Below are 26,450 nucleotides of genomic sequence, written 5' to 3' on the forward strand. Positions count from 1 at the left end.
GATCATAGGAGCACGTACCTCCACGCATGACACGTGGCCCGGCCCGTACGGCCTCTACGGGCGGGACGAGCGGCGCAGGCGTAAGCCGGTGAGGGCGGCGGCGAGGACCAGCGAGCCGGCCAGCACCAGCGCCCGCCCGTCGGGGCCCGCCTCGCCCCCGCCCCCCGTGTTCGCGCCGCCCGTCGGCGTGGCGGTGGGCGTGTCCTCGGAGGTCTCGGCCGGGGGCGTGGCTTCCGCGTCCGAGGTGTCCGAGGTGTCCGAGGTGTCAGGAGTGCTCGGGGTGGTGCCGGCGGCGGTGACGGTGAGGGGGTACGACGCCGGTGCGTCCTTGTCCTGGAGCTCGCACTCGATCAGGCGCTGCTGGGGGGTCGGCCCGAAGTTCACCGACGCGGGCCGGACCGTGCCCGTTCCCGGATGCCGGGGCGTGGTCCGCAGCTCGACCGTGTCCCGGGGGAGCGGGATGACCGCCCCCGGGACGATCAGGCCGGGGCTGCCGACGCCCGTCGCCGAGGTCAGCCGGTCGATCCCGCTGACGGCGGCGTAGGCGTAGAGGTTCACCTCGCCGTCCAGGCCGGTGGCGGGGGCGCGGAGCTCGGCGCCCTCGACGTACGAGCCGCGCCAGCCGATGGTCATCTGCCGGTCCACGGAGGCGGTGGCGGGCACGGTGAGCGTGATGTCCATCTTGACGATCTGCGTCTCGTTCGTACCGGTGGTCTTGCACGTGTACGCCGCCACCGTGCCGCTCTCGGGCGCGGGCGTGGCGAACAGCAGGACGGCCAAGGGCAGGATCAGTGGCAGGCGCACGACGATTTCCCTCTGTGACGGATGTGACACAGAAGGGACGGCGGACGTAAGCGACAGGTTGACCGGACCGTCCACATCCGGACAACGCGTGCTGTGCGGAGCCGGTTCTGTCGGACCCGGGTGGTATCCATGGCTCCCATCAAGATGATCACGCTGGACGGCGGAGGCCCCGGGCTCTCGTGGAGAACGCGCAACTGAAGGTAATCGGTCTGCAACAATTCGTGCATGGCGATGTTGCGGTCAGTCAATGGCCTGCCCCACCACGGGTGCGGCGAGCTGGGGCGGGTGGCCCACGGCGCGCTGACCGGCCCCTCGGAGTCGGCCGGGTGGCCGAGGCTGTTCCTCGGCTACAACACCCTCCCCGATCCGCCGTTCCCGCTGGTCGGCTACCTGCAGTACGAGCTGGCCGTGCCGGCGGGCGAGCTGGATCTGCCCGCGTTGCTGCGCACGATGGCCGACTCGATGCGGGCCCAGCCCGTGCCGCCCAAGACGGCCTTCGACGAGTCCCGGCGGCGGGTGGCGACGGCGATGCGGGTCGACGCGATGGTGGTCGTCGCCCCCGCGCCTGCCCTCGCGCCCACGGAGGGTCAGGTCGCGTGGAGACCTCCGGCGCACCGGGAGGGGCCGCGCAGGCTCAGCACGGCGCACCGGGACGGCGCGTGGGAGCCGGCCGCCGCCCTGGCGGTCGACCGGGAGGGCGCGCGGGTGCTGCTGGTGGCCGGGCGGAGCGCCGAGGGCGGCCGCATCGGGCCGAGGCAGTCGGCGGAGCGGCCCGACACCGCGCTGGCCGGCCTGCTGGGCGAGGTTCTCGACGCCCAGTTCGCCTGGACCAAGGCGGCCTTCGCGCTCTGACGCGGCGCGGCGAAGGCGGCAATGAGCCGGACGCATCCCCGGCCCCCGACTACTCTCCTTTGGAAGGGCATGTCTGGTGGTGGAGGGATTCGTGACGGTCAACGGGGCTGCGAGCCGCGAGGCGTCTCCTGCGGCGATGGCGACCGGTGAGGCGGTCGGCCGGGTCCTGGGCACCCAGGCCGCCTCGCCGCTGTCGTTCTGGGTGGGCCTGGAGCCCGGCAAGGTGCTCCAGCTCGACGACGTCGTGGTGACCAGGCGCGACGTGCCCGGCCACGGCCCGGTGCTGGTCGCCGGCGTGGTGACCACGGTCGAGGCCAGGCACGAGGGCGCCGCCTACGACTCCGACGTGTTCCTCATCGCCGAGGGCGCGCTGCCCGCCGCCGTGGTCGAGGTGGCCGAGGTGCGGGTGACCAGGGTCGAGCCCGAGGTGTTCGTGCCGCCGCTGCCGGGCGCCAGGGTCTTCCTGGCCGGGGCCGGTGACCGCGACCAGGCGCTGTACTTCGACGTGATGGACCGCCGGGTGCCCATGGGCATGGGCCGCGACGGCCTGCCGCTCTACGTCAACTTCGACTTCCTCGACGGCACCCGCGGCGCGCACGTGTCGATCTCCGGCGTCTCCGGCGTGGCCACCAAGACGTCCTTCGCCACGTTCCTGCTCTACTCGATCTTCAACTCGGGCGTGCTCGACGCCGAGTCGGCCAACACCAAGGCCCTGATCTTCTCCGTCAAGGGCGAGGACCTGCTCTTCCTCGACCACGACAACGTGCGCCTCGACGACCAGGCTCGGGCCGCCTACGCCCGGCTCGGGCTGCCCGCCCAGCCGTTCGGCAGCGTGCACGTGTTCGCGCCGCCCCGGCCCGGTGACCCCAACGGCGTGCCGCACGTGTCCGCGCGCACCCAGGGCGTCAGCTCGTTCTACTGGACGCTGGTCGAGCTGTGCGAGGAGGAGCTGCTGCGGTTCGTCTTCGCCGACGCCGACGACGAGCGCGCCGGCTACTCCCTGCTGGTGGGCCAGGTGGCGGCCCGGCTGAAGTCGTGGGCCGAGCCGGTCGGCGACGGCGGCGCGGTCATGATCAGGGGCACCGCCTGCCGCACCTTCGGCGACCTGGTCGAGCTGCTGTCCGACCAGTTGCAGGACGAGGCCACCCGCATCGAGTGGACCGGCGCCCAGACCCCGCTCGGCACGGTCAACGCCTTCCTGCGCAGGCTGCGCAGCGCGGTCAAGCCGCTGTCCCCGATCGTCCGCGGCGACCTGCCGTTCTTCCGGGCCCACTCGGTGCGTACGTCCGACGCCCAGGTCACCATCGTCGACCTGCACAACCTGCCCGAACGCGCCCAGCGGTTCGTGGTGGGCGTCGTGCTGCGCGGCGAGTTCCACCGCAAGGAGACCTCGGGCATGGCCAAGCCGCTGCTGTTCGTGGTGCTCGACGAGCTCAACAAGTACGCGCCGCGCGAGGGCGACTCGCCGATCAAGGAGATCCTGCTCGACGTGGCCGAGCGCGGCCGGTCGCTCGGCGTGATCCTCATCGGCGCCCAGCAGACCGCCTCCGAGGTCGAGCGCCGCATCGTCTCCAACAGCGCCGTACGCGTCGCCGGCCGCCTCGACCCGGCCGAGGCCGCCCGCTCCGAGTACGGCTGGCTGCCCCCGGCCGTCAGGGAACGCGCCACGATCGCCAAACCGGGCACCATGTTCGTCGCCCAGCCGGAGATCCCGGTGCCGCTGGCCGTCGCCTTCCCGTTCCCCGCCTGGGCGACCCGGCCGTCCGAGGCGGCCTCGCGGGTCAGCCCGTCGGCCGACCCGTTCCAGGGCTTGCCGGGCGTCGAAGACGACATTCCGCCGTTCTGAAGGGAGCTCGGTGAAATTCCTGCACACCGCGGACTGGCACGTGGGCAAGGTGCTCAAGGGCCGCTCCCGCATGGACGAGCACCGGGCCGTGCTGCGCGAGCTGGTCGTGGCGGCCCGCGCCCACGACGTCGACGCGGTCGTGGTGGCCGGCGACCTGTTCGACACCTCCGCGCCGACGCCCGAGGCGCAGTCGCTGGTGCTCAACGCGCTCATGGCGCTGCGCGGCGACGGCCGTGACGTGGTGGTGCTGGCCGGCAACCACGACAATCCGCAGCTCTTCGAGGTCTACCGGCCGGTGCTGGGCAAGCTCGGCATGCACGTGGTGGGCGTCTTCCGCCGTCCCGACGCGGGCGGCACGCTGGCCTTCACCGCGCGCTCGGGGGAGCCGGTGCGGCTGGGCGTGCTGCCGTTCCTGTCCCATCGCTACGTCGTACGCGCCGCGGAGGTGCTCACCGGCACCACCGCCGACCACAACCGCGACTACGCCACCCGCATCTCCGAGCTGGTCGGCGCGCTGACCGCGGGCTTCCAGAGCGACACCGTCAACCTGATCACCACGCACGGCACCCTGCCGGGCGGCGCGTTCGGCGGCGGCGAGCGCGAGGCCCAGTCGATCTTCTCCTACTACTTCGAGGCCAACGCCTTCCCGGTCTCCACCCAGTACGCCGCGCTCGGCCACCTGCACCGCAGGCAGCAGATCCCCGGCCCGTGCCCGATCTGGTACAGCGGCTCGCCGCTGGCCGTCGACTTCGGCGAGGAGGGCAACACGCCGGGCGCGCTGCTGGTGGAGGTCACGCCGGGGCGGCCCGCGGTGGTGCGGGAGCTGACGTTCGCCTCGGCGCGCCGGCTGCGCACGGTGCGCGGCACGCTGGAGCAGCTGGAGGGCCTGGAGGCGGGCGACGACTGGCTCAAGGTGATCGTGGAGGAGAAGCCCCGCGTCGGCCTGTCCGACCAGGTGCGCGACCTGCTGCCCGGCTCGGTCGACGTCGTCCTCGACGAGCGGTTCCGCCCCGTGCCCGCGGTGCGCCGGGCGGGGTCGGCCGCGCGCAGCCCGCGCGAGCTGTTCCGCGAGTACCTGACCGCGACCGGCCGCCACGACGACCAGGTCGCCGCCCTGTTCGACCGGCTCTACGACGAGGTGACCGGCTGATGCGTCCCCTGCTGCTGCACCTCGACCACTTCGGCAGTTTCCGCGAGCCGGCCACCGTCGACTTCTCCGACACCGAGTACTTCGCCCTGGTCGGCCCGACCGGCGCCGGCAAGAGCACGATCATCGACGCCGTCTGCTTCGCCCTGTACGGCACCGTCCCGCGCTGGGGCAAGGAGAACGTCATCGCCCACGCCCTGGCGCCGTCGGCGAGCTCGGGCAAGGTGGCGCTGGTGTTCGAGAGCGACCGGCGGCGCTACGGCGTGGTGCGCTCGCTGGTCCGCGACGCCAAGGGCACCGTCCGTACCAAAGAGGCCAGGATCGACGAGCTCGACCCGGCGGCGCCGCTCGACGAGGCGTACGAGATGGTGCTGAAGCCGCTCGCCGAGGGCGAGAACGTCACCCCCGAGGTGCAGCGGGTGACCGGCCTGGAGTACCGGTTCTTCACGCAGTGCGTGGTGCTGCCGCAGGGGCGGTTCGCCGAGTTCCTGCACGCCGCGCCGCGCGAGCGCCAGGACCTGCTGGTGCAGCTCCTCGACGCCGACGTCTACGAGCTGATCAGGCAGCGGGCCGCCCGCGACGAGGAGGCCGCGCGCAACGCCGCTGCCTTCGCCCGCGACCAGCTCGCCAAGCTGGCCGGCGCGTCCGACGAGGCCGAACGGGAGCTGGCCGACCGGCTGGCCGCGCTGCGGCGGCTGGCCGCCACCATCGACACCGACCTCGACCTGCTGCGCTCCCGCGAGGCCGACATCGGGCGGGCCGAGCAGGAACGCGCGTCCGTGGCCGAGCGGCAGTCGGCGCTGGCCGCGCTGCGCATGCCGCCCGCGGTGCCGACACTGGCCTCGGCCCGCCGCGAGGCCGCCGACGCGGTCGCCGCGCTGGAGGCCGAGGCGGCGTCCGCGGAGGCCGACGAGCACGAGGCGTTCGAGGCGCTGGCCGCGCTCGGCGACCGCGCCGAGCCGGTGGCCGCGCTGGCCGCGCTCGACGCCCGCGAGCGCCTCACCGCCCAGGCCGCCGACGCCCGGAAGGCGGCGGCCGAGGCCGCCACGGCGCTGGACCGCCTCACCCCCGCGGTCGCCGACGCCGAACGCGCGCTGACCGACGCCGAGCACGAGCGCGAACGGCTGCGCGACGCCCACACCGCGGCCGGCCTGAGCCACCGGCTGGCCGTGGGCGAGCCGTGCCCGCTCTGCCTGCGCCCGCTCACCGAGCTGCCCCATCACGAGACGCCCGCCGATCTCGGCGCCGCCGACCGCGCCCTGGCCGCCGCCCGCGACCACGCGGCCCGTGGCCGGGCGGCCCTGGCCAAGGCCGAGACGTCGGCGTCGATGCTGGCCACGCAGGCGAGCAGGCTCGACGCCGAGCTGGCCGGGCTGCCCGCCCCCGGCGACCGCAACGAGATCGAAGGCCGCCTGGCCGCCATCGCCAAGGCCGAGGCCCTGGCCACCGAGGCCCGTACGGCCGTGCGCAACGCGCGCAAGAAGCTCGAACGCGCCCGTACCGCCGCCGAACAGGTCGAACGGCAGGCCGAGAGCGCCTGGCAGACCCTCGCGGCCACCCGCGACCGGCTGCTCGTGCTCGCACCCTCCGGCGACGCGCCGCCGCCGCTCACCCGCGACGACCTCCACCGCGCCTGGACCGAGCTGCTCGGCTGGCGCGACCGGGCCGCCGAGGCCGCCCGCGCCGCCCTGACCGAGCGCGAGCAGGAGCTCGCCCAGGCCACCGCCCGGCTCGCCGCCGAACGCCACCGGCTGACCGAACGCCTGGCCGAGCACGGCGTCACCGTCCCGCGCAACGCCACCCCCGACCAGCTCGGCGCGGCCGTCGCCGGAGCGGTCGCGCGGGCCGACGGCGCCCTCGAACGGGTCCGCGAGGAACGCAGGCGCGCCGCCGAGCTGGAGACCGCCGTCGCGGAGAAGGATCACGAGGCCAAGGTCGCCCACGAGCTGGCGCTGCGCCTGCGGGCCAACGCCTTCGAGCGGTGGTTGTGCGCCGAGGCCCTGGCCGTGCTGGTCGCCGCGGCGTCCGAGACGCTGATGGAGCTGTCCGACGGCCAGTACGAGCTGGCGCTGGGCGAACGCACCGGCGACATCGAGGTCATCGACCACGGGGAGGCGGGCCTGCGGCGCAGCGCCCGCACGCTGTCCGGCGGCGAGACCTTCCAGGCCGCGCTGTCCCTGGCCCTGGCGCTGTCGGGGGCGGTCGCCAGAGGGCTCGACTCGATCTTCCTCGACGAGGGCTTCGGCACCCTCGACCCGGCCACCCTCGACACCGTCGCCACCACCCTCGAACGCCTGGCCGCCGGTCAGGAACGCATGATCGGCGTCGTCACCCACGTCCCGGCGCTGGCCGACCGGGTGCCCGCGCGCTTCGAGGTGCTGCGCGACGCGAAGGGCTCGCACGTGCGCAAGGTGGGGCCGTGAACCCGGGGACCTCGGGTTTCACCGTCGACCCCTGGGACCCGGGCTACGCCGCCGCGATCGCCGTCGAGGCCCTGTCCGAGCTGGGCGCCACCAGCGCGGAGCTGGTCCTCGACATCGAGCGGCCGGCCGCCGACTGGAAGCCCGTCACGCCGGGCCCCGGCGCCGCCGTCCCCGAGACGCTGCTGGTCGCCGACGGGGTGCGCCGGATCGACGCCCGCGTGTGGGTGCACGATCCCGACCTGCCGATGCCCGTCCCCGGGATCGCCGCCTCCTACGCCGCCGGGATCGTCCGCTGCGGGCGCGAGGGGGCCGAGCTGGCCGCGATCGAGGTCAACAGGTCGCTGATCTCGGCCTCGCCGTACGCGCCGGAGGTCAAGACCGCGCACGCCTCCTACCTGCCGAACAAGGCCGCCGACTCCAGCTTCGAGGAGCTGTCGCTCGCCCTGCAACGCCAGGTCACCCAGCTGGAGGTGGACCTCGCGGTCCGCCACCGGGCGCTGGGCGACGACCTGCTGCTGGTGGACGGCCCGCTGCGGGGGCGCACCCACCTGCCGCGGACGGTCGGCTACATCAAGACGCACCACGCGGCGTACCTGCCGCAGCCGCAGTCGGCCGTGGTGGCCGCGCTCACGCCGGGCCAGCGCACGCCGGTGTTCCTCATGGGCACGAGCTGGCGCCGGCACGCCTGGTACCTGCGGCTGCCGGTCCAGTCGACGGCGCCGTGGGCGGGGATCGCCCGCTGCGAGGCCAGCGCCGAGCTCGACCCCGCGCAGGTCGTCGAGCTGGCCGACGCGGTCACGCTGGCCCTGCCGGCGCTGGCCGGCGTCGACTACAAGGACCCGCGCGCCCCCCAGAACCTGGTCCCGATCGGCGGCCTGGAGAAGCTGCTCCGCCACCACCTGGGCGACCCCCGCCTGCTCTACCGCTCACTGCGCACGGCCGCCCACCGGTAGCCGGGTCAGCCGGCCGGGAGGGTGGCGGTGACGACCAGGCCGCCGCCCTCGCGCGGGCGGGCCGTCACGTCGCCTCCGTGCGCGACGGCCACCGAGCGCACGATCGACAGCCCGAGCCCGGCGCTCATCCCCGTGACCACCCGTTCGGCGCCGTGCCGGTGGAACGGCTTGAACAGCAGCGGCACGTCGTACGGGGGCACGTTCGGCCCGCTGTTGACCACCTCCACCTCGACCAGCCCGCCGGGGACCGTCCGGCTCGACACCCGTACCCAGCCGGTGCCGTCGCCGAGGTTGTGCCGGATGCCGTTCTCGACCAGGTTGTGCACCAATCGTTCGAGCAGCAGCGCGTCGCCCGCGGTCGGCGCGGGCCCGGCGTCCTCCTCCACCACGACCTTCGCGTCCTCCGCGTCGCGCGCGGTCTGGGCGACCACGTGGGTGACGACGTCGGCGAGGTCCACCGGCGAACGGTCGGCGATCTCCTGCTCGGAGCGGGCCAGCAGCAGCAGCCCCGAGATGAGCCGTTCGTGGCGGGCGTTGATCTGCAGCAGGCTCTCGCCCAGCTCCCTGACGTCGTCGGAGGCGGCACGCCGGTGCATCGCCAGCTCCACCAGCGCCCGGTTGAGCGTCAGGGGCGTGCGCAGCTCGTGGGAGGCGTTCGCGACGAACCTGCGCTGGCCGTCGAAGGAGTGGTCGAGCCGCTCCACCATCGTGTCGAACGTGTCAGCCAGCGTCTTGACCTCGTCCGGGGGGCCGCCGAGCGCGATGCGCTCGTGCAGGCCGCGCTCGGCCATCGGGGCGGCGGCGATCCTGCGCGCGGTCTCGGTCACCAGGTGCAGCGGGGCCAGCACGCGTCTGGCCACCACCCAGCCGAGCCCGACGGCGGTCCCGCACACGACGACGAGCGCGATCGCGCCCTGGGTGAGCAGCGAGGTCACGGCGGCCTCCCGGACCCCTTCCTCCTGCTGCCGCATCCACTTGACGGCGGCGGGGCCGATCAGCTCGACGCCGTCCTGCTTGAGGAAGATCACGTTCTTGCGGGTGCCGTCATTGGTCATGAACCGGTTCTCGAACGACTGCGAGAGCTGCTGGTTGAACAGCAGGTACGTGACGCCCAGCAGGGCCAGCCCCGCCACCAGGAACAGCGCGCCGTACACGAGGGTGAGCCGCAGCCTGAGGGTGGGGTGCGGCAGTCTCATGGGATGCGGTACCCCACTCCCGGCACCGTCTCCACCACCGGCGGGTCGGCCAGCTTGCGGCGCAGCTTGAGTATCGTCAGCCGCACCACGCCGGTGAACGGGTCGGCGTGCTCGTCCCACGCCTTCTCCAGCAGGTGCTCGGCCGAGACGACCGTGCCCTGCGCCCGCATCAGCTCGGCCAGGACGGCGAACTCCTTCTTCGACAGCGGCACGAACCGCCCGTTCCTGAACACCTCCCTGCGCGCCGGGTCCAGCGTGATCCCGGCCCGGCGCAGCACCGGGGGAGTGGCCGGCCGCGAGCGCCGTCCCAGGGCCAGGACGCGCGCGGCCAGCTCGGGGAAGGCGAACGGCTTGGACAGGTAGTCGTCGGCGCCGATGGACAGCCCGCTCACCCGGTCGTCGAGCTGGGCGGCGGCCGTGAGCATCAGCACCCGCGCGTCGGACTCGGAGGCGACCAGTTCCCTGCACACGTCGTCGCCGTGCACGCGCGGCAGGTCGCGGTCCAGGACGACCACGTCGTAGTCGTTGACCGCGATGCGCTCCAGCGCCGCCGCACCGTCGTGCGCGAGGTCGACCGCATGGGTCTCGTCGCGCAGCCATTCGGCGATCGCGCCGGCGAGCATGCGCTCGTCCTCCACCACCAGCACCCGCATTCCGTACCTCCGGCTCGATTCTTGCGCGGGTGGTATTTGATCCGGATAAGCCGGTGATGGAAACGCTGGAGAAACACGTCCGCGTATTGCATCTCCCCTCGTAAGGCCACCGGCTTTCGATGGAGGAGAACATTCATGCGAGGACGATCCCTCATGGCGCTGGCCGCGGCCGCGCTGTTCCTGACGGCGTGCGGCGCCCAGGAAGGCGGATCGGACGTGGCGTCGGTGTCCGGCACCGGCGCCAAGCCGACGGCCGGCGCCTCGGCCACCGCCGACCGCAACGCGCAGGCCGTGAAGTACACCACCTGCCTGCGCGAACAGGGCCTGGACATCGCCGACCCCGGCCCGGACGGCCGGATCCAGATGAAGTTCGACAAGAGCTCCGGCGGCCCGGAGAAGGTCCAGAAGGCCATGGACGCCTGCAAGGCGCTCCAGCCCGCGGGCATGAACCTGGGCAAGGGCGGCGACCCCAAGCAGGCCGAGGACATGCGCAAGCAGGCGCAGTGCATGCGGGACAACGGCGTGGAGGCGTTCCCCGACCCCGAGGGCGGCATGGTCCGCATCACGCCCGAGGTCGGCGACGACCCCGACTTCAAGGCCGCGCAGGAGAAGTGCCGGATGAACATCGGCGGGGGACAGGGGGGCTCTTGATGGGCACGGCCACCATCGACGGAAAGGCCGAGCCGGACGCCTCTTCCCCTCGCGCCCGCCGCCGCGGCGGCGGGCGGACGGCCCTCGTCCTCATCGGGGTGGCCGCCGTCGCGGGGGCGGCGGTCCTGGCGGTCAATCCCGGCGGGGTGCTGGACGGCGGCGCCGCCCCCTCCGCGTCGGCCGGCGCACTGCCCCCGGCCACCACCCCGGTCGTCCGCCAGACGCTGAACGACACCAGGGACGCCGACGGCGAGCTCGGCTACGGCCCGGTCACCACGGCCATGGCCAGGAAGTCCGGCACCATCACCTGGCTCCCGGACAGCGGCGACCAGATCACCCGTGGCCGGTCCCTGTACCGCCTGGACAACAAGCCGGTCATGCTCCTGTACGGCACCACCCCCGCCTACCGCGACCTGCGGATCGGCAGCGAGGGCAAGGACGTCGAGAACCTGGAGCGCAACCTGCGCAAGCTCGGCTACGACGGCTTCACCGTGGACGACGAGTACACCTACGGCACCGCCCAGGCGGTGCGGGAGTGGCAGGAGGACCGCGGACTCGACGAGACCGGCGTGGTGGAGCTGGGACGGGTCGTCTTCGCCCCCGGCAAGGTCCGGGTGGAGAGCCTGGAGGCCGAGCAGGGCCAGCCCACCGGCCCTGGCCAGAAGATCCTCACCTACACGGGCACGAAGAAGGTCGTCACCGCGGAACTGGCCGCCGAGGACCAGCGGATGGCCAGGAAGGGCACCAAGGTCTCGGTCACGATGCCGGACGGCAAGGACGTGACCGGCCGGATCACCGAGGTGGCCACGATCATCGAGCCCGGGGACGGGCAGAACGCCGACCCGGAGACCCGCCTGGAGGTGCAGGTCTCGCTGGGGAACGCCAAGGCCGCCAAGGGGCTGGACCGGGCGGCGGTGGAGGTGACGTTCACCGCCGACCGGCGGAAGGGCGTGCTGACCGTGCCGGTGTCGGCGCTGGTCGCGTTGCGGGAGGGCGGGTTCGGTGTGGAGGTGGTGGAAGGCGGCAGGTCGCGATATGTCGGCGTGAAGACCGGGTTGTTCGCCGGTGGCCGCGTCGAGATCTCCGGCGACGGGCTCACCGACGGCATGACGGTGGGAATCCCGAAATGACCCCCACCCCAAAACCCTCCGAACCCCTCACCCCTGGGCCGACCCCCGCTACGGGCCGGTGTGCGGATCCGGGCGTAGGGCGGGCCATGATTCTGCTCACCGACGTGTCCAGGACCTATCCCGGCGGGGTGGCCGCGCTGGACTCGGTGTCGCTGGAGGTCCGGCACGGCGAGCTGGTCGCCATCGTCGGCCCGTCGGGCTCGGGCAAGTCCACGATGCTCAACATCGTCGGCACCCTCGACCGCCCGTCGGCGGGCCGGGTCGAGATCGACGGCTACGACGTCTCCAAGCTGTCGGACAACCAGCTCTCGGCCCTGCGCGCGACCACGATCGGCTTCGTCTTCCAGCATTTCCACCTGGCCGCCAAGGTCACCGCCCTGGACAACGTGGCCGACGGCCTGATCTACACCGGCCTGCCGCAGGCCGAACGCCGCCGCAGGGCCGGGACGGCGCTGCGCCGCGTCGGCCTCGGGCACCGCGTCCACCACGAGCCGCACGAGTTGTCCGGCGGCGAGCGGCAGCGCGTGGCCATCGCCAGGGCGGTGGCCGGCGACCCGGCGCTGCTGCTGGCCGACGAGCCCACCGGCGCGCTGGACTCGGTCTCGGGCGCCGGCGTGATGGACCTGCTGCACGAGCTGAACGGGAGCGGCACCACCATCGTGATCATCACCCACGACCGGGAGATCGCCGCCGGCCTCCCCCGCCAGGTGAGCATGCGAGACGGCCGGATCGTCTCCGACTCGAACGCGGGCTCGGGCTCGGACGCGGGCTCGGGCTCCGGTTCCGGTTCCGGGCTCGGAGCCGATTCCGGCCAGAGCTCCGGACGCGATGCGGAGCGGCTCGGGAGCGGCGAAGAGCGCGGTGGCCGGTGCGTGCGCGAGCCCGTCGAATCCGAGGTGGCGTGATGGCGACCCTGGAGCGACCCAGGCTCTCCCCGGCCAGGATGCGCCCGCGCGACGTGATGCGCGTGGGCGCGGTCGGCCTGCGTACGCGCCCGCTGCGGGCGTTCCTGTCGGCGCTCGGCATCGCGATCGGCATCGCCGCGATGATCGGCGTGGTCGGCATCTCTTCCTCCTCCAGCGCCGAGCTGGACCGTACGCTGTCCGCCCTGGGCACGAACCTGCTCACCGTCTCCTCCGGCACCACGCTCCTGGGCGAGGCGGCCCAGATGCCGACGGACGCCGAGGCGATGATCGAGCGCATCGGCCCGGTGGAGTCGGTCTCGTCCACGGGCAAGGTGCCCGAGGCCAAGGTCTACCGGAGCGAGGAGATCCCGACGCCCCAGACCAACGGCCTGATCACGATCGCCGCCCGCCTCGACCTGCTGCCGACCGTGGGCGCGACGGTCCGCCGCGGCACCTGGCTCAACGCGGCCACCGAACGCTACCCGGCCGTCGTGCTCGGCTCGGCCGCCGCCCAGCGGCTCGGCATCGGCACGGTCACCCCCGACACGCAGGTGGTGATCGGCGGCGTCCGGTTCACGGTGGTCGGGCTGCTCGACCCGGTGCCCCTGGCCGAGGAGCTGAACGCCGCGGCCCTGGTCGGCTGGCCGGTCGCGGAGTCCAGGCTGGACTTCGACGGGCATCCGACCACGCTCTACACCCGCTCGCAGGAGACGAGGCTGGAGGACGTACGGTCGGTCCTGGCCGGCACGGCCAACCCCGAGGCGCCCAACGAGGTGGACGTCTCCCGCCCGTCCGACGCGCTGGCCGCCAAGCAGGCGACCAGCCAGGCCTTCGCCGGGCTGCTGCTCGGCGTCGGGGCGGTGGCGCTGCTCGTGGGCGGCGTCGGCGTGGCCAACACGATGGTCATCTCGGTGCTGGAACGCCGCGCGGAGATCGGCCTGCGCCGTTCGCTCGGCGCGACGCGCGGCCAGATCCGCACCCAGTTCCTCGCCGAGTCGCTGCTGCTGTCCGCGCTGGGCGGCGCGGGCGGGATCCTGCTGGGGACCGGCGTCACCGTCGCCTACGCCTTCTCCCGCGGGTGGCCGGCCGTCGTGCCCGCGTGGGCGACCGTCGGGGGCCTGGCGGCCACGCTGCTCATCGGCGCGGTGGCGGGGCTCTACCCGGCCGTGCGCGCCTCGCGCCTGTCGCCGACGGAGGCACTGTCGGCGCCCTGAGACAGGCGCCCTGAGACAGGCGCCCTGAGACAAGTGCTCTGAGACAAGTGCTCTGAGGCAGGCGCTCTGAGGCGGGACCGGGCGTCCCGAGTCAGGGCAGGGTGGCCTCGGGGGCGGGGGAGTAGCAGGTCGTCCTGCCGACGATCCTGACGTTCGGGCCGTCGAGCACGGTGAGCTCGAACGTCAGGTTCGTCCGGGGGTTGCGCACGACGGAGACGACAGGGGTCTCGTCACGCAGGTCGAGGTCCTCCACGATCTGGTCGTAGCCCATGTCCTGGAGGGTGTGCAGCAGGCCGTCGGGGGCGTCGGCCGCCTCGCCCTCGGCCCGGACGAGCCGGCGCACCTGGCCGGGCACGCACGAGCGGTCTTCGGTCTCGTCGGAGCGGTCGGCCGGCGACACGCGCAGCGCGGCGCTGGTGAGCAGGGTGTCGGTGTCGGCGGTGAGCTGCCTGGCCGCCTCCTCGAAGGAGGACTGGCGGCCGGAGGTACAGGCTGCCGCGACCGCGACGCATACAAGCACCGCGGACATCACGACCGAGCGACCAGCCAGGCGCACGTTGGGACGATATCGGAGATCAATTCCGGGCGCAGGGGGATTAACGCAAGATTAATGGCCGATATCAAAAGGCCGTCCGCCGCGCATTCTCAGGAGGGGCCGGTTTTCAGCTCGTCCAGCTTGCGTTCGATGCGGTCGAGGCGCCGGCACAGGTCCTCCAGGTCGCCGCGTTCGGCTTCCTCCTCCTCGGGGCGCAGGTGGACCAGGAGCGAGCCGCCGGGCTCCAGGCGTACCAGGTCGGTGTCGGTGACGCTCTCGGCCCCCCGGAGCTGGAGCATCACGTTGAGGTCGGCCTGCCGTACGCCCATCCGGCGCAGCGCGGAGGGGATGAAGTGCCCGTCGCGGGCCAGGACGACCGGCGTGCCCTCGAACGCCCTGCCGACCGAGGGCACGGTCGCCGCCAGCCGCACCACGACCGAGTTGACCGCCACCAGGATCACCACGCCCACCAGGCCGCCGACCAGCGAGTTGTCCGGGCCGATGATCGCGTTCTGCACGACGTTGCTCATCAGCAGCATGACCACGAAGTCGAAGTTGTTGAGCTGCGCGATGCCGCGTTTGCCGGCGATGCGGAGCAGCACGGCGATCGTCACGTAGACGGCGATCGTCCTGACGGTCTTGTCGGCGACCGAGACCCCCAGGTCGAACAGGTCGCTCACCGGCGCCTCAGCTTGGCGATCAGCCCGAGGTCCTCCACGCAGCGTCCGAGACCCAGGGCCACCGAGTCGCTGGGCCGCTCCGCGCGCCGCACCGGCATGGACAGCCCCTCCTGCAGCCGCCGGCGCAGACCGGGCAGCAGCGCGCCGCCGCCGACCAGCACCATTCCCCGCTCGCCCAGGTCGGCGGTCAGCTCGGGAGGGCAGCGTTCCATGGTGTGTTCGGCCGCCCGCACGATGTGCTCGACCGGCTGGACGGCCGCCTCGCGGACGCGCGCCGCGGGCAGCGCCGCCGCGCGCCGCTCGCCGGTGCCGGCGTCCCTGCCGCGGATCAGCACGTTCCCGGTCGGCTCCCGCGTCGCGCGCAGCTTGGCCGACTCGGCCTCCCGCTCGTCGGCCAGCAGGCCGTGCTCGTCCTCGACCAGGCGGGCGACGGCGCGGGTCACGGCGTTCCCGCCGCCGCGCACGGTTGCGGCGGCGACCACGGCCCCGCAGGAGAGCACGGCGACCCTGGCGGCGTCCCTGCCGATGTCGACGACCATGTGCCCGGCGCCGTCGCGGACCGGCAGGCCCGCGCCGAGCGCGGCGGCGATGGCGTGTTTGACCAGCAGGATCCCGCGGGCCTCCGCCTCGAAGCCGGCGTCGCGCAGCGCCACCCGCTCGATCGGCGTGAACTCGTCGGGCACGGCCATCACCAGGCGCGGCCGGGGGAAGGGGTGCCGGTGGACCTTGCGCAGGAAGTGCCTGATCATGCGCCGGGCGAGCTCGCCGTCCTGGGGCAGGCCGTCGCTGATCGGCCAGTACGTCTCGCCGTCCGCGCCGTCCGCGCCGTTCACGGCCTCGGTGCCGTAGCCGAGGACCTTGCCCGTCTCCCTGTCGCGCAGGACGGCCGACGGCTCGTCCAGCACGATGCCCCTGCCCTTGGCGTAGATCCTCGTGCCGGCCGCGCCGAGGTCGATCGCCAGGTCACGACCCAGGAGGCTCATCGCCGTACGGGGAGGTTGAGCATCATGCCTGGGTGTATATCCGGCGCTTCTCCAACGCAACACCAGGAACCGAAGAGTTCGGTTTTACCCTTCGCGCCTCAGGGCGGCCAGGGTCTCGTCGGCCCACTCGATGCCGGAGCGCGCCTGGTGCAGGCCGAGGGACAGCGCGTACTGGCCGAACAGGCCCCCGGGCCGGCAGTCGAGCACCGCGAGACGGGCCTGGAAGTGCGCCTTGATGCGCTCGACCACGGCGACGGCCTGCTCGGTGTCGAGCAGGGCCAGCAGGAACGCCTGGAGAGCGGTCTCGCTGCGCACGGTCGCCGACGGGTCGTGGCCGACCAGCCACTCGGTGACCAGCGCGCGGCCCTCGGCGGTGATGGCGTAGATCTTGCGGCCTCGGGCGCCCTCGTGCTCGACCGTCACCAGGCCGTCGGCGGCCATCTTGACCAGCTCCGGATAGATCTGCGTGTGCCCCGCCTGCCAGACGTGGTTGAGCGAGTGCTCGAACTTCTTGGCCAGGTCGTAGCCGCTGGCCGGGCCTTTGGTGGCGAGCAGGCCGAGGAGCGCGATCCGCAGGGACATGTCCGCCAGCATAGCGAAGACTTGACATGTCAGCTCTTACATATCAATCTTCACCTGTGACTAATGACATGAAGGCCAGGGGCAACGGGCTGGTGTTGCTGGCGGTGCTCGGCGGGATGTTCCTGGCGATGCTCGACCAGACGATCGTCGGCACCGCGTTGCCGCGCATCACCGGCGAGCTGGGCGGCACCCGGCTCTACACCTGGGTGGTCACGGCCTACCTGCTCACCTCCACCGTGACCGTCCCGCTGTACGGCCGGCTCTCCGACCAGCACGGCAGGAAGCCGCTGCTGCTCGTCGGGATGTCGGTGTTCGTGGTCGGATCGGCATTGTGCGGGCTCGCCCAGGACATGACCCAGCTCATCGCCTTCCGCGCCGTGCAGGGGCTGGGCGCGGGCGCGTTGTTGCCGCTGTCGCTGGCCCTGGTGATGGAGATGTTCCCGCCCGGACGCAACGGCGCCCGCGTGCAGGGCGCACTCGGCGGCGTGATGGCGTTGACGTACCTGGCCGGGCCCTTCCTGGGCGGGTTGTTCACCGACCACGCGAGCTGGCGGTGGGCCTTCTATGTGAACGTGCCGCTCGGGATCGTGCTGATCGCGATCGTGGTGCTGCGGCTGCCGTTCCGTCCGGGCACCGGCGGCGGGGGCCGGCCGGACTACGCGGGCATCGCGGTGTTCAGCGTGGCCATCAGCGCCCTGCTGCTCGGCCTGACCGAGAAGGGCCTGGACGGCAACTCCTGGACGTCTCCGCCGGTGGCCGGGCCGATCCTGCTGGCGCTGCTCCTGCTGGCCGTGTTCGTGCTGGTCGAGCTGCGGGCGGCGAACCCGGTCATGCCGATGCACCTGTTCCGGGACCGTACGTACACGCTGGTCAACGCGACCTCCTTCTTCACCGCCTTCTGCATGTACGCCGGCGTGGTGTTCCTGCCGCGCTACTTCCAGCAGGCGCTGGGCGTCAGCGCCACCGAGTCCGGGCTGCGGATCTACCCGATGACGCTGGCCATGGTGGCGGGCAGCGCGCTCATGGGCACGCTGATGTCCAGGACGCGCACGTACAAGCCGTGGCTGGTCGGGGCGCCGTTCCTGCTGGTGGCCGGCAGCCTGCTCTGCCTGAACCTCACCGTGCGCACCGACGGCCTGCTGCTGGCCGGGTGGATGGCGCTGCTCGGGCTCGGCATGGGGCCGATGTTGTCGGGGCTGACCGTGGCCGTGCAGCAGGCCGTCGCGCCGCGGTACATCGGCACGGCCTCGGCCAACCTCACCTTCTTCCGGCAGATCGGCGGCTCGGTGGCACTGGCGCTGGCCGGCACCGCGTACACGTCGGTCATCACCACGGACGCGCCCGTGCACGGGCTCGCGGCCGCGCACGCCTCGGCGGCGGCCGTGGTCATCCCGTCGCTGGGCGTGGCGGGCGCGGTGATCGCCCTGGTCGCGCTGGTGATGATGCCCGGCAGGCGGCTGGAGGAGACGCCCGCCGCGGAAAGCAGAGTGGAGGCCGGTTTCGCGTCGTGAGCGACGTCGTGCGAAGCTGTGGATGTCCCCAGAACCAGGAGGTCCTCATGGCGGAAACACCGGAGCCGGAAGTCAGCGAGACTCCCGAGGACGAGATGAAGCGCAAGTTCCGCGAGGCGTTGGAACGCAAGCGCGGGCAGCAGGCCGACTCGGCCGCGGGTGGCAGGGGCGTGGACCCGTCGAAGATCCACGGGGCGCACGGTCCGGCAGCGAGTAAAAGATCCTTCAGGCGCAAGAGCGGCGGCTGAAAGGCCCGATTTCGCAGGGGGTACGGCATGCCGTGCCCCCTTTCTCTTTACCTCGACAGGTAGATCTTTACCCGGTTCATGACGATTCGTTTGTATTTGTCCGAATCTCTGGGTACCGTCTTAACCAATTACCAGCTGGTGGCGTAGTCCCTACCAGGAGAGGGACGACAGCTGGCGCCGAATCCCGACGTGTCGGGAACCGGGGACCCATCTCATTGGGGTGAATCCGGCCACGTGCCGGTAGGGCATCTCCACGCCCGAACCCGTCAGCTAACCCGGTAGGCGAGATGGAGAGGACTTCACCGTATGTACCACCTCGTCGTACCCCCGGACAGTGTAGTGACGACCGCCTGCTGAGCGGTCTCTTCCCCGACTTCCCCCACGCGCCGCGTAACCACCTTTTCGGCGTTCTGCCCGGTTACGCACCGTAGTCACGCGCGTTCCCCCTGTCCCCTCGCGAAGGACTTCACTACTTCATGTCTCGATTTGGCCTGCGCTCTCTCGCTCTGCTGTCCGTGTCCGCCCTGGGCGCGCTGACGATCTCCGCCACCGGCGCCCACGCCGACACCGGCGACGACCAGAAGATCCTGCTCAAGGGTTCCACCAAGGCCTCCTACTTCTGGGACGACTCCTCCGGCCGCGCCGGCGACACCGGTCTCCCCGCCAGCGGCAAGCCCATGCAGAAGGGCCTGGCCGCCAGCCCGAGCTGGCCCCTCATGACCGAGGGGTACGTGACCTTCAACGGCAAGAAGATGCCGTTCTTCGTGGGCGACCGCGGCCCCGGCGAGCCCTCCAGCCGTGGCGTCATGCTCGACCTCGACGCCAAGACCTTCGCCGAGCTGACCGGCGGCACCTTCAACCCCGACACCCTCGGCGTGGACGGCAACGGCGGCCGCGGCCACATCAAGATCGACTACGTCATCACCAAGTGGGGCGAGGGCAAGGGCAAGAAGAACTACCCCGTGGCCTTCTCCAGCGGCGCGTGGGGCAGGTTCGACGCCAACCCGGCCGAGCCCCCCAAGGTGCTGGCCGAAAAGCCGGCCGACGACGCGGCCGGTTCCGCCGGCGGCCAGGGCGAGGTCGGCAAGACCGTCGCGATGGGCGGCACCGTCATGGCCGGCGCGCTGGTGCTGGCCGGCGGCGGCGTGGTGCTCGGCGGCGAGCGTCTGCGCAAGCTGCTCAACGACTGATCTCCAGACAAACCGCTCTTTACGCCTCGCGACTAGAATGACATTCTGGTCGCTGTGATCCAGCGCGCAGCCGCCAACGGCATCGAGATCGCCTACGAGAGCTTCGGCTCACCCGCGGGCCGGCCCCTGCTGCTCATCATGGGACTCGGCGCCCAGCTCATCCACTGGGACGACGAGTTCTGTGAACTCCTGGCCGAGCAGGGCCACCACGTCGTCAGGTTCGACAACCGCGACGCGGGCCTGTCCACCCATCTCCACGACGAGGGCGTGCCCGCCTGGGGTGCGCCCTCGCCGTATGTGCTGGACGATCTGGCCGACGACAGCGCCGGGCTCATGGACGTCCTGGGCCTGCCCGCCGCGCACGTCGTCGGCGCCTCGATGGGCGGGATGATCGCCCAGGCGCTGGCCATCCGGCACCCCGCCCGCGTGCTGAGCCTGACCTCGATCATGTCCACGCCCAGCCCGCAGGCGGCCCCGCCGACCGAGGCGGCCGCCGCGGTGCTCCTCGCCAAGCCCGCGACCGACCGCGAGACGGTCGTCGCCGGCGCGCTGACGACCTGGGCCGTGCTCGGGTCCCCCGGCTGGGAGCTGGACCGCGAACGCGTCACCAGGCTGGCCGGGCTCGCCTTCGACCGCTGCCACGACCCGGCCGGCACGGCCCGCCAGCTCGCCGCCATCATGGCCTCCGGCGACCGCACGTCCGCGCTGGGCGGGCTGAAGGTGCCCGCGCTGGTCATCCACGGCGAGGACGACCAGCTCGTGCCGATCGCCGGCGGACGGGCCACGGCCGCCGCCATCCCGGACGCCCGCCTGGTCACCTACCCCGGCATGGGCCACGACCTGCCCCGCCCCCTCTGGCCCGCGATCATCGCCGAGATCGCCGCCCACACCGGCTCCGCGGCGCCCGCCCGGCCGGGGCCGGCCGCGTAGCCGCCCACGGAGCCCACGGGGCCGCGGAGCCGTGGCCGGTCAGAGCTCCAGCTTCTCCTCGATGACCTTGAGCATGTGCCGGGCCAGGGCCAGGTTGGCCCGGTTGCGGTCGAGGGCGAGGTAGAGGAACAGGCCCTTGCCGCTGCGGCCGGTCAGCGGGCGGATGATGTGGTACTGGGCGGTCAGCGTGATCAGGATGTCCTCGATGCCGTCCTTGAGGCCCAGCGAGTCCATCGTGCGCAGCTTGGCCTTGATGACCTCGGTGTTGCCCGCCGCCGCGACCTGCAGGTCCAGCTCCTTCGAGCCGCCGAGCGTGCCGAGCGCCATGCCGCTGCCGTGGTCGACGATCGCCGCTCCGATCGTGCCGTCGATGCTCATCATCTCCTTGAGGGAGACGTCCATGCCTGCCATGCTTTCCTCCGCTTCGGTGGGGATGGTCAGTGTTTGCGTGCCACGGCGGCCACGGAGGCCGCCGTCTTCCTGCCCTCCAGCCGGAGGAGCCCGACGTTGGCGCCGGGTCCCGCCAGGACCGTGAGGACGATCGTGGGGCCCGCGGCGTAGAAGGCCACGAACCCGGCGGTGCCGGACACGAGGGTCTCCTCGAACGTCCCGCGGCCCGCCATGGTCAGCATCCGGCCGCTCATCGCGAGCAGCGCCGCCGACAGTGCCGCCACCTGCTCGCCGGTGTCTCCTTGCAGGTCGCAGGCGATGCGCAGGCCGTCGACGGTGCAGGCGACGCTGCCGGTGACGTCCGGCGTGCGGCCGCGCAGGAGCTCCATCTCGGCCAGGACCTCTTGCCGTAGCTCCACGGGTGGCCTCCTCCTGCGTCGTGAGGGGAACCTCACGGCATCTCCTCCAGGGCCTTCTTCAGCCGCAGCAACAGCGTCAGATCGGTCGGGTCGCCCGTCGGCACCGGCCCGGCGGCCGTCCCCGCCCGCCCGTTGCCGGCGGGGACGGCGACCGGACCCGGCACCCGCCTGGGCAGCGCCTCCCCGTCGTCAGGACGGCGTTGCGCGGGCCGTACCGGGTCCGGCGGGACCAGGAGACCGGCGGCGGCCAGCCTCCTGACGGCCAGCAGCACCGCGTAGCCCGACCGGCCCAGGTGCCGGGCCAGCTCCAGCGGGGTCGCCTTGTGGTCGGCCCGTACGACGACCTCCCACTGCACCTGGCTGAGCGCCACCCCGTGGCCGGGAAGGCGCGGGACCGGCCGCACGGGCTGGGTGTCCACGTCGGAGGAGGGCCAGATGCCGGCCAGCTGCTCCCGGCGGCGGGCGCACTCGCGCACCAGCTCCTGGACGTCGAAGAACCACTGCCCGCCCAGCCAGTGCTCCTCCCCGGGCCGGAACTTCGGCCGCACGCCGGTCACCGGCAGCAGGAAGAAGGCGGCGTCCTGGACCACGCCGAGCACGGCGTACTGGAGCTCGGCCAGGGTGACCGGGCCCTCCTGGAGCAGCCGGGCGCGGCCGCCGTCGGCCTGGAGTGCGCGCAGGGCCGACTCGGGCACCCGCCCCCTGGCCGCGAACAGCCGCTCGACGCCCGGCGTCTGGGCGCACTCCATGTACGTCACGCGCCCTTCGGACAGGTAGATCGTGCCGTTCCTGCCCAGGCGGAGCGCCCCCGTCGCGCGTTCGCGGGCGAGTCCGGCGAGGAGTGAGTCGAGCGCGGCCATGGCTCAGGTGGTCAGCAGGTCGGAGATGGCCCGCAGGCGGTAACGGGCCAGGGCCAGGTTCGACCGTTCCGGGTCGAGACGGACGTAGATGACCAGCGGCCCCTCGAAGACCGTCTCCAGCAGCCGGAGCAGGTGGTGCCCCCGGTCGGTGGTGACGAGCATGTCGTCGATGCGCACGATCTCGCCGGGACACGTCCGGGTCAGCCCGTCGGTGGTGGCGCGCAACGCCTCGGTCAGCGCCGCGGCGGATCTGTCGGCGTCCACGCCGGACGCGCTGCTGAAGGCGACCGCCATGCCGCTCGTGCCGTCGACCAGCATGGCGTCGAGCGCGCCCGGTATCGACATGACCTCCGCCAGGCAGGTGTCCACTCCCAGCACCGCGAGCCTCCCTCCGTCGTGGGACGGGGAAAGCGTAGGGGGCCACAAGAGATCAGAAGAGAGGCGATTTACCGAGGGATACGTTTTTATACGGCCAGGACGAAGAAAAGCATCACTCGTGCGGAAATATGATCAATTCACGAGGTTTTTTCACGATGGCGAAGGATTTCGTGCACGTTGTCCTCGGCCCACCGCGCGACCACCGAGATCGGCGCGTGCAGCGAGCGGCCGAGGTCGGTCAGCGCGTACTCCACCCGTGGCGGCACCTCGGCGAAGACCTCGCGGGTGATCAGCCCGTCCAGCTCCATGGCCCGCAGCGTCTGCGTGAGCACCTTCGGCGTCACCCCGCCGATCCGCCCCCGGAGCACGGTGAAGCGCATCGGCCCGTCGCTGAGGCTGAGCAGCACCAGCACCGACCACTTGTCGCCGATCCGGTCGAGAACCAGCCTGGTCGGACAGTTCGGGTCGAAGGCATCGCCGGTATCCATAAGGTACTTATAGCACGATGAAGTAACCAGTATCCATTGGATACTGTGCTTCTCATGAAGATCCTCGTGTTCGGCGCGACCGGAATGATCGGTCAGCGCATCGTCACCGAACTCACCGGCCGCGGCCACGACGTCACCGGTGTCAGCCGCCGCGGTCCCGTCAAGGGCGACGTCCACGACGCCGCCACGCTCGCCGAGGGCTACGACGCCGTCGTCTGCGCCATCGCCCCGCCGCGTGACGGCACCGAGCCCGAGCCGCCGTTCCTGGCCGCCAACCGCGCTCTCATCGACGGCCTGCGTACCGCCGGGGTGAGCCGGGTGCTGGTCGTGGGCGGCGCGGGCAGCCTCAAGGCCGGCCCGGACGTCGACCTGGTCGACACGCCCGGCTTCCCGGAGATCTACAAGAAGGAGGCCAAGGCCGCGCGGGCCGCGCTCGGCCTCTACCGGGAGGTGACCGACCTGGACTGGACCTACGTCTCACCGGCCGCCGAGATCGCGCCCGGCGAGCGCACCGGCGTCTACCGGATCGGCCGCGACGACCTGCTCAGCGACGCCGACGGCCGCAGCTTCATCACCGCCGAGGACTACGCGGTGGCGATCGCCGACGAGCTGGAGGAGCACGCCCACCCGCGCACCCGCATCACGGTCGCCTACTGACCGTCCTCGTCCGGGTCGTTGGGCAGCAGCGCCTTCTCGTCGGGCTTGTGCACCAGCACGTTGTCCACGTACGACTTCACCGCCGTGGCCAGCCCGACGTCGCCGCCCGCGGCCTCCGACAGGTACCAGCGGTGGTCGAGCAGCTCGTGGAAGAGCTGCGCGGGCTCCAGCTTGCCGCGCAGCTCCGCGGGGATGTCGTCGACCGTCGGGTGGAACACCTCGGCGAGCCAGCGGTGGGCCACGATGGCCTCGTCCTCGTGCCGCAGGCCCTTGGCGACCCGGTAGCCGTCCAGGTCGTTGAGCAGCCGCCGCGCCTGGTTCTCCTCCACGTCGAGCCCGGTCAGCCTGATCAGCCGGCGCTGGTGGTGGCCGGCGTCCACCACCTTCGGCCGGACGATCAGGCGGCCGGTGCCGACCTTGCGCCGCACCATCATCTCGGCGACGTCGAAGCCGAGCAGGTTCAGGCGGCGGATGCGCTGCTCCACGCGGTGCCAGTCGACCTCGTCGATGATCTCGCTGTCGGTGATCTCGGCCCACAGGCGGTGGTAGCGGGTGACGATGTCCTCGGCGGTCTCCATGGGGTCGATCGACGGGTGCAGCAGCCCGCCGGCCTCCAGGTCGAGCATCTCGCCGAAGATGTTGGTGTGGGCGACGTCGATGTCGGTCAGCCGCTGGCCCTCGCTGATCATCGGGTGCATCTCGCCGGTCTCGGCGTCCACCAGGTAGGCCGCGAAGGCGCCGGCGTCCCGGCGGAAGAGCGTGTTGGACAACGAGCAGTCGCCCCAGTAGAAGCCGTTCAGGTGCAGGCGCACCAGCAGCACGGCGAGCGCGTCGAGCAGGCGGGTGAGCGTGTCGGGGCGCAGGGTGCCGGACATCACGGCGCGGTAGGGGAGCGAGAACTGCAGGTGCCGGGTGATCAGCGCGGCGTCCAGGCCCTCGTCGCGGCCGGTCACGTACGCGACGGGCTCGACGGCCGGGGCGTCGAGTCTGGCCAGGTCCCACAGGAGCTGGTACTCGCGCCTGGCGTACCGCTCGCTGATCTCCTTGATCGCGTAGACCTTGCCGGACAGCCGGGCGAACCGCACCACGTGGCGGGAGATGCCGCGCGGCAGATCGACCAGATGATGCTTGGGCCAGTCGGCCAGCGGGACGTCCCAGGGGAGCCGGATGAGGTCGGGGTCGCCTAGCGCGCCAGTGATCTGCAGGGGCATGAACGTCAGGATATGGTGCGTAGGTGGACGAGTTTCTCAACTGGTACTTTTCCGACCGTCCAGTCGTCGCCAGCCAATTGGGAGCCGACGGCTACGACCACACCCTCGGCGATTTCACCGCCTCCGCCTGGGAGAACAGAGCCCGGGAAGAGGTCCGCTGGATCGAACGCCTCTCCGACACCCCGGCCGACTCCCTCGACGACGCCATCGACAGAGACCTGGTCCTGTCCCAGCTGAGGGGCTCGGTCGCGCTCGAATCCTGGCCCGAGTGGCGGCGCAACCCCGGCCTCTACCTCTCGGCCGTCTTCGGGTCGCTGTTCAACGCCTTCCAGCAGCGGCTCAAGCCGGAGGCCGAACTGGTCGCCGCCGCCGTCTCCCGCCTGGCCGAGGTGCCCGGCGTACTGGCCGCCTGCCAGGCCAACCTGGACCCCGACCTCGCCGCGCCGCTGCTGGTCACGCGCGGGCTCAACCAGGCCCGTACGGGCCGCAACTTCCTCACCCGCACGCTCCCCGCGATGGTCGGCGACGAGGCGCTGCGCGCCAGGCTGGCCGGGGCCGCCGAACCCGCCGCCGACGCGTTCGACGCGCTGGTGTCCTTCCTCGAAGGCTTCCAGTGCGGCGGCACCTGGCGGATGGGGGAGAAGCTCTACTCCACCCTGCTGCGCGAGCGCGAGATGCTCACGTACGGCGCCGCCGAGCTGCACCAGAAGGGCCGGGCCGCCTGGGCCGACCTGGACGCCCGGATGCGCCGGGTCGCCCTCGGCATGAACGGCACCGAGGACTGGCGGGCCGCGATGGAGTCCCTCATGGACGACCACCCGCCGACCCTGGCGGACATGCGAGCCGAGTACGAGGCCGAGACCCGGCGGGCCCGCGAGTTCGTCCGCGAGCGCGGGCTGGTCACCTTCCCCGAGGGTGAGGAGTGCGAGGTCCTGCCGTCGGCCGAGTACGCCCGTCCGGTGCTGTACGTCGCCCACTACCTGGCGCCGCCGCCGCTCAGCAGCTCGCGCACGGGCATCTTCTTCGTCCCCTACACCCCGGACGACTTCACCGAGGAGCAGGTACGCCAGCGCCTGCGGACCAACGCGCGCGCCCAGATGCCCTCGATCGCCGTGCACGAGGCATATCCCGGGCATCACTGGCACTTGTCGTACATGGCGGACAACCCGCGTACCGTGCGCAAGGTCTTCAGGACGCCGTACTTCACCGAGGGCTGGGCCCTGTACGTCGAGAAGGTGCTGCACGAGCAGGGCTACTTCGACACCCCCGCCACCGAGCTGGCCCACCTGGACTTCCGCCTCTTCCGCGCCGCCCGGATCATCGTGGACACCGCGCTGCACTGCGAGGACATGTCGATCGAGGAGGCCGAGACGTTCATGGCCACCAAGGCGTCGCTGTCGCCGGGCACCGCCCGGGGCGAGGTGAACCGCTACTGCGCCTGGCCCACGCAGGCGCCGTCGTACCTGACGGGGGCCATCGAGATCGACCGCATCCGGGAGTCGTTCACCGGGTCGCTGCGTGAGTTCCACGACCGGATCGCCGGCTCCGGCGGCCTGCCGCTGGGCCTGGCCGAACAGGCCGCGCTGGCCTGACCGGCCCGATCGCGCTCCCCGG

The 26,450-nt window shown here is 72.2% G+C and carries 28 protein-coding genes and 1 riboswitch; of the genes, 15 read left to right on the forward strand and 13 right to left on the reverse strand.

All coding sequences use genetic code 11. The features are described from left to right. Positions 1-54 precede the first annotated feature (54 nt). Positions 55-804, reverse strand: coding sequence for a hypothetical protein (locus ABZ444_RS19790; RefSeq protein WP_357998626.1), 750 nt, complete (start codon positions 802-804; stop codon positions 55-57). Between the two features lie 225 nt (positions 805-1,029). Here ABZ444_RS19790 and ABZ444_RS19795 point away from each other — a divergent pair, with 225 nt between their 5' ends. From ABZ444_RS19795 to ABZ444_RS19815, 5 genes are all read left to right on the forward strand, one after another. Further along, the gene (locus ABZ444_RS19795; protein WP_357998629.1) at positions 1,030-1,656 is read left to right on the forward strand and encodes a hypothetical protein; all 627 of its coding nucleotides are present in this window, start codon (positions 1,030-1,032) and stop codon (positions 1,654-1,656) included. A 136-nt stretch (positions 1,657-1,792) separates the two neighbouring features. Next, complete coding sequence (locus ABZ444_RS19800; RefSeq protein WP_357998632.1) at positions 1,793-3,502, forward strand: ATP-binding protein; 1,710 nt, start codon at positions 1,793-1,795, stop codon at positions 3,500-3,502. 10 nt (positions 3,503-3,512) lie between these two features. Beyond that, the gene (locus ABZ444_RS19805; RefSeq protein ID WP_357998635.1) at positions 3,513-4,652 is read left to right on the forward strand and encodes an exonuclease SbcCD subunit D; all 1,140 of its coding nucleotides are present in this window, start codon (positions 3,513-3,515) and stop codon (positions 4,650-4,652) included. Further along, the gene (locus tag ABZ444_RS19810) at positions 4,652-7,072 is read left to right on the forward strand and encodes an SMC family ATPase (RefSeq protein ID WP_357998638.1); all 2,421 of its coding nucleotides are present in this window, start codon (positions 4,652-4,654) and stop codon (positions 7,070-7,072) included. The genes ABZ444_RS19805 and ABZ444_RS19810 overlap by 1 nt, the downstream gene beginning before the upstream one ends. After that, on the forward strand, positions 7,069-8,025 hold the full coding sequence (locus tag ABZ444_RS19815) for a hypothetical protein (RefSeq protein WP_357998641.1): 957 nt from the start codon (positions 7,069-7,071) through the stop codon (positions 8,023-8,025). The genes ABZ444_RS19810 and ABZ444_RS19815 overlap by 4 nt, the downstream gene beginning before the upstream one ends. Positions 8,026-8,030: 5 nt before the next feature. Here ABZ444_RS19815 and ABZ444_RS19820 read toward each other — a convergent pair whose 3' ends face one another. Together ABZ444_RS19820 and ABZ444_RS19825 are read right to left on the reverse strand one after the other, a co-directional pair. Continuing rightward, positions 8,031-9,221: a HAMP domain-containing sensor histidine kinase gene (locus tag ABZ444_RS19820; RefSeq protein WP_357998644.1), complete on the reverse strand. Its 1,191-nt coding sequence runs from the start codon at positions 9,219-9,221 to the stop codon at positions 8,031-8,033. Then, complete coding sequence (locus tag ABZ444_RS19825) at positions 9,218-9,874, reverse strand: response regulator transcription factor (protein WP_357998647.1); 657 nt, start codon at positions 9,872-9,874, stop codon at positions 9,218-9,220. Before ABZ444_RS19825 ends, ABZ444_RS19820 begins: the two co-directional genes overlap by 4 nt. Before the next feature lie 135 nt (positions 9,875-10,009). Here ABZ444_RS19825 and ABZ444_RS19830 point away from each other — a divergent pair, with 135 nt between their 5' ends. The 4 genes from ABZ444_RS19830 (at position 10,010) to ABZ444_RS19845 (ending at position 13,774) form a co-directional block, all read left to right on the forward strand. After that, a complete protein-coding gene (locus ABZ444_RS19830; protein ID WP_357998649.1) occupies positions 10,010-10,525 on the forward strand; it encodes a hypothetical protein in 516 nt (171 codons plus the stop codon). Then, the gene (locus ABZ444_RS19835; RefSeq protein WP_357998652.1) at positions 10,525-11,655 is read left to right on the forward strand and encodes an efflux RND transporter periplasmic adaptor subunit; all 1,131 of its coding nucleotides are present in this window, start codon (positions 10,525-10,527) and stop codon (positions 11,653-11,655) included. The genes ABZ444_RS19830 and ABZ444_RS19835 overlap by 1 nt, the downstream gene beginning before the upstream one ends. 86 nt (positions 11,656-11,741) lie before the next feature. Continuing rightward, positions 11,742-12,560: an ABC transporter ATP-binding protein gene (locus ABZ444_RS19840; protein ID WP_357998655.1), complete on the forward strand. Its 819-nt coding sequence runs from the start codon at positions 11,742-11,744 to the stop codon at positions 12,558-12,560. Continuing rightward, positions 12,560-13,774 carry an ABC transporter permease gene (locus ABZ444_RS19845; protein ID WP_357998658.1) on the forward strand — a complete coding sequence of 405 codons (1,215 nt, stop codon included), beginning with the start codon at positions 12,560-12,562 and terminating at the stop codon, positions 13,772-13,774. The genes ABZ444_RS19840 and ABZ444_RS19845 overlap by 1 nt, the downstream gene beginning before the upstream one ends. 91 nt (positions 13,775-13,865) lie before the next feature. Here ABZ444_RS19845 and ABZ444_RS19850 read toward each other — a convergent pair whose 3' ends face one another. The 4 genes from ABZ444_RS19850 to ABZ444_RS19865 form a co-directional block, all read right to left on the reverse strand. Next, positions 13,866-14,330: a hypothetical protein gene (locus tag ABZ444_RS19850; protein WP_357998661.1), complete on the reverse strand. Its 465-nt coding sequence runs from the start codon at positions 14,328-14,330 to the stop codon at positions 13,866-13,868. Positions 14,331-14,419: 89 nt separating this feature from the next. Continuing rightward, entirely contained in the window at positions 14,420-14,989 is a 570-nt protein-coding gene (locus tag ABZ444_RS19855) for a YetF domain-containing protein (RefSeq protein ID WP_357998664.1), read from the reverse strand. Next, positions 14,986-15,972, reverse strand: a complete 987-nt coding sequence (locus ABZ444_RS19860) for a rod shape-determining protein (protein WP_357998667.1) — start codon at positions 15,970-15,972, stop codon at positions 14,986-14,988. The genes ABZ444_RS19855 and ABZ444_RS19860 overlap by 4 nt, the downstream gene beginning before the upstream one ends. 84 nt (positions 15,973-16,056) lie before the next feature. Beyond that, positions 16,057-16,554, reverse strand: coding sequence for a PadR family transcriptional regulator (locus ABZ444_RS19865; RefSeq protein WP_357998670.1), 498 nt, complete (start codon positions 16,552-16,554; stop codon positions 16,057-16,059). Positions 16,555-16,610: 56 nt separating this feature from the next. Between ABZ444_RS19865 and ABZ444_RS19870 the strand changes: the two genes are divergently transcribed. The 4 genes from ABZ444_RS19870 (at position 16,611) to ABZ444_RS19885 (ending at position 20,433) form a co-directional block, all read left to right on the forward strand. Then, on the forward strand, positions 16,611-18,065 hold the full coding sequence (locus ABZ444_RS19870) for an MDR family MFS transporter (protein WP_357998672.1): 1,455 nt from the start codon (positions 16,611-16,613) through the stop codon (positions 18,063-18,065). A 47-nt stretch (positions 18,066-18,112) separates the two neighbouring features. Then, positions 18,113-18,313, forward strand: a complete 201-nt coding sequence (locus ABZ444_RS19875) for a DUF5302 domain-containing protein (RefSeq protein WP_352323331.1) — start codon at positions 18,113-18,115, stop codon at positions 18,311-18,313. Between the two features lie 165 nt (positions 18,314-18,478). After that, positions 18,479-18,613: riboswitch (cyclic di-AMP (ydaO/yuaA leader) on the forward strand. Between the two features lie 176 nt (positions 18,614-18,789). Beyond that, positions 18,790-19,503 (forward strand): hypothetical protein, encoded by a 714-nt coding sequence (locus tag ABZ444_RS19880; RefSeq protein WP_357998675.1) that lies wholly within the window; start codon positions 18,790-18,792, stop codon positions 19,501-19,503. Between the two features lie 54 nt (positions 19,504-19,557). After that, positions 19,558-20,433 (forward strand): alpha/beta hydrolase, encoded by an 876-nt coding sequence (locus tag ABZ444_RS19885; RefSeq protein ID WP_357998678.1) that lies wholly within the window; start codon positions 19,558-19,560, stop codon positions 20,431-20,433. Positions 20,434-20,472: 39 nt separating this feature from the next. Here the strand turns inward: ABZ444_RS19885 and ABZ444_RS19890 are convergent, their stop codons facing one another. From ABZ444_RS19890 to ABZ444_RS19910, 5 genes are all read right to left on the reverse strand, one after another. Continuing rightward, complete coding sequence (locus ABZ444_RS19890; protein WP_352352019.1) at positions 20,473-20,844, reverse strand: hypothetical protein; 372 nt, start codon at positions 20,842-20,844, stop codon at positions 20,473-20,475. A gap of 26 nt (positions 20,845-20,870) precedes the next feature. Then, positions 20,871-21,242, reverse strand: a complete 372-nt coding sequence (locus ABZ444_RS19895) for a roadblock/LC7 domain-containing protein (protein WP_352323334.1) — start codon at positions 21,240-21,242, stop codon at positions 20,871-20,873. A gap of 32 nt (positions 21,243-21,274) precedes the next feature. Next, positions 21,275-22,102 carry a DUF4388 domain-containing protein gene (locus ABZ444_RS19900; RefSeq protein ID WP_357998681.1) on the reverse strand — a complete coding sequence of 276 codons (828 nt, stop codon included), beginning with the start codon at positions 22,100-22,102 and terminating at the stop codon, positions 21,275-21,277. A 3-nt stretch (positions 22,103-22,105) separates the two neighbouring features. Continuing rightward, complete coding sequence (locus ABZ444_RS19905; RefSeq protein WP_352352017.1) at positions 22,106-22,480, reverse strand: roadblock/LC7 domain-containing protein; 375 nt, start codon at positions 22,478-22,480, stop codon at positions 22,106-22,108. Positions 22,481-22,617: 137 nt separating this feature from the next. Continuing rightward, entirely contained in the window at positions 22,618-22,968 is a 351-nt protein-coding gene (locus tag ABZ444_RS19910; protein ID WP_357998684.1) for a helix-turn-helix domain-containing protein, read from the reverse strand. 54 nt (positions 22,969-23,022) lie between these two features. On the opposite strand from ABZ444_RS19910, the gene ABZ444_RS19915 reads away from it, so the two are divergent. Further along, positions 23,023-23,625 (forward strand): NAD(P)H-binding protein, encoded by a 603-nt coding sequence (locus tag ABZ444_RS19915; RefSeq protein WP_357998687.1) that lies wholly within the window; start codon positions 23,023-23,025, stop codon positions 23,623-23,625. Here ABZ444_RS19915 and ABZ444_RS19920 read toward each other — a convergent pair. Continuing rightward, positions 23,619-24,836, reverse strand: coding sequence for a DUF4032 domain-containing protein (locus ABZ444_RS19920; protein WP_357998690.1), 1,218 nt, complete (start codon positions 24,834-24,836; stop codon positions 23,619-23,621). The genes ABZ444_RS19915 and ABZ444_RS19920 overlap by 7 nt on opposite strands. A gap of 23 nt (positions 24,837-24,859) precedes the next feature. On the opposite strand from ABZ444_RS19920, the gene ABZ444_RS19925 reads away from it, so the two are divergent. Further along, the gene (locus tag ABZ444_RS19925; protein ID WP_357998693.1) at positions 24,860-26,428 is read left to right on the forward strand and encodes a DUF885 domain-containing protein; all 1,569 of its coding nucleotides are present in this window, start codon (positions 24,860-24,862) and stop codon (positions 26,426-26,428) included. The last annotated feature ends 22 nt before the right edge of the window (positions 26,429-26,450 follow it).

Origin of the sequence: Nonomuraea sp. NPDC005730, assembly GCF_040630865.1 — a bacterium.
In the GTDB taxonomy this organism is placed as follows: domain Bacteria; phylum Actinomycetota; class Actinomycetes; order Streptosporangiales; family Streptosporangiaceae; genus Nonomuraea.

Excerpts from the sequence above, each read along its gene's own strand:
- ABZ444_RS19820 (WP_357998644.1), bottom strand. The coding sequence starts at position 9,221 with ATGAGACTGCCGCACCCCACCCTCAGGCTGCGGCTCACCCTCGTGTAC.
- ABZ444_RS19865 (WP_357998670.1), bottom strand. The coding sequence starts at position 16,554 with ATGTCCCTGCGGATCGCGCTCCTCGGCCTGCTCGCCACCAAAGGCCCG.
- ABZ444_RS19810 (WP_357998638.1), top strand. The coding sequence starts at position 4,652 with ATGCGTCCCCTGCTGCTGCACCTCGACCACTTCGGCAGTTTCCGCGAG.
- ABZ444_RS19835 (WP_357998652.1), top strand. The coding sequence starts at position 10,525 with ATGGGCACGGCCACCATCGACGGAAAGGCCGAGCCGGACGCCTCTTCC.
- ABZ444_RS19915 (WP_357998687.1), top strand. The coding sequence starts at position 23,023 with ATGAAGATCCTCGTGTTCGGCGCGACCGGAATGATCGGTCAGCGCATC.
- ABZ444_RS19880 (WP_357998675.1), top strand. The coding sequence starts at position 18,790 with ATGTCTCGATTTGGCCTGCGCTCTCTCGCTCTGCTGTCCGTGTCCGCC.
- ABZ444_RS19845 (WP_357998658.1), top strand. The coding sequence starts at position 12,560 with ATGGCGACCCTGGAGCGACCCAGGCTCTCCCCGGCCAGGATGCGCCCG.
- ABZ444_RS19900 (WP_357998681.1), bottom strand. The coding sequence starts at position 22,102 with ATGGCCGCGCTCGACTCACTCCTCGCCGGACTCGCCCGCGAACGCGCG.
- ABZ444_RS19800 (WP_357998632.1), top strand. The coding sequence starts at position 1,793 with ATGGCGACCGGTGAGGCGGTCGGCCGGGTCCTGGGCACCCAGGCCGCC.
- ABZ444_RS19825 (WP_357998647.1), bottom strand. The coding sequence starts at position 9,874 with ATGCGGGTGCTGGTGGTGGAGGACGAGCGCATGCTCGCCGGCGCGATC.
- ABZ444_RS19920 (WP_357998690.1), bottom strand. The coding sequence starts at position 24,836 with ATGCCCCTGCAGATCACTGGCGCGCTAGGCGACCCCGACCTCATCCGG.
- ABZ444_RS19910 (WP_357998684.1), bottom strand. The coding sequence starts at position 22,968 with ATGGATACCGGCGATGCCTTCGACCCGAACTGTCCGACCAGGCTGGTT.
- ABZ444_RS19830 (WP_357998649.1), top strand. The coding sequence starts at position 10,010 with ATGCGAGGACGATCCCTCATGGCGCTGGCCGCGGCCGCGCTGTTCCTG.
- ABZ444_RS19860 (WP_357998667.1), bottom strand. The coding sequence starts at position 15,972 with ATGAGCCTCCTGGGTCGTGACCTGGCGATCGACCTCGGCGCGGCCGGC.
- ABZ444_RS19875 (WP_352323331.1), top strand. The coding sequence starts at position 18,113 with ATGGCGGAAACACCGGAGCCGGAAGTCAGCGAGACTCCCGAGGACGAG.
- ABZ444_RS19840 (WP_357998655.1), top strand. The coding sequence starts at position 11,742 with ATGATTCTGCTCACCGACGTGTCCAGGACCTATCCCGGCGGGGTGGCC.
- ABZ444_RS19795 (WP_357998629.1), top strand. The coding sequence starts at position 1,030 with ATGGCGATGTTGCGGTCAGTCAATGGCCTGCCCCACCACGGGTGCGGC.
- ABZ444_RS19890 (WP_352352019.1), bottom strand. The coding sequence starts at position 20,844 with ATGGCAGGCATGGACGTCTCCCTCAAGGAGATGATGAGCATCGACGGC.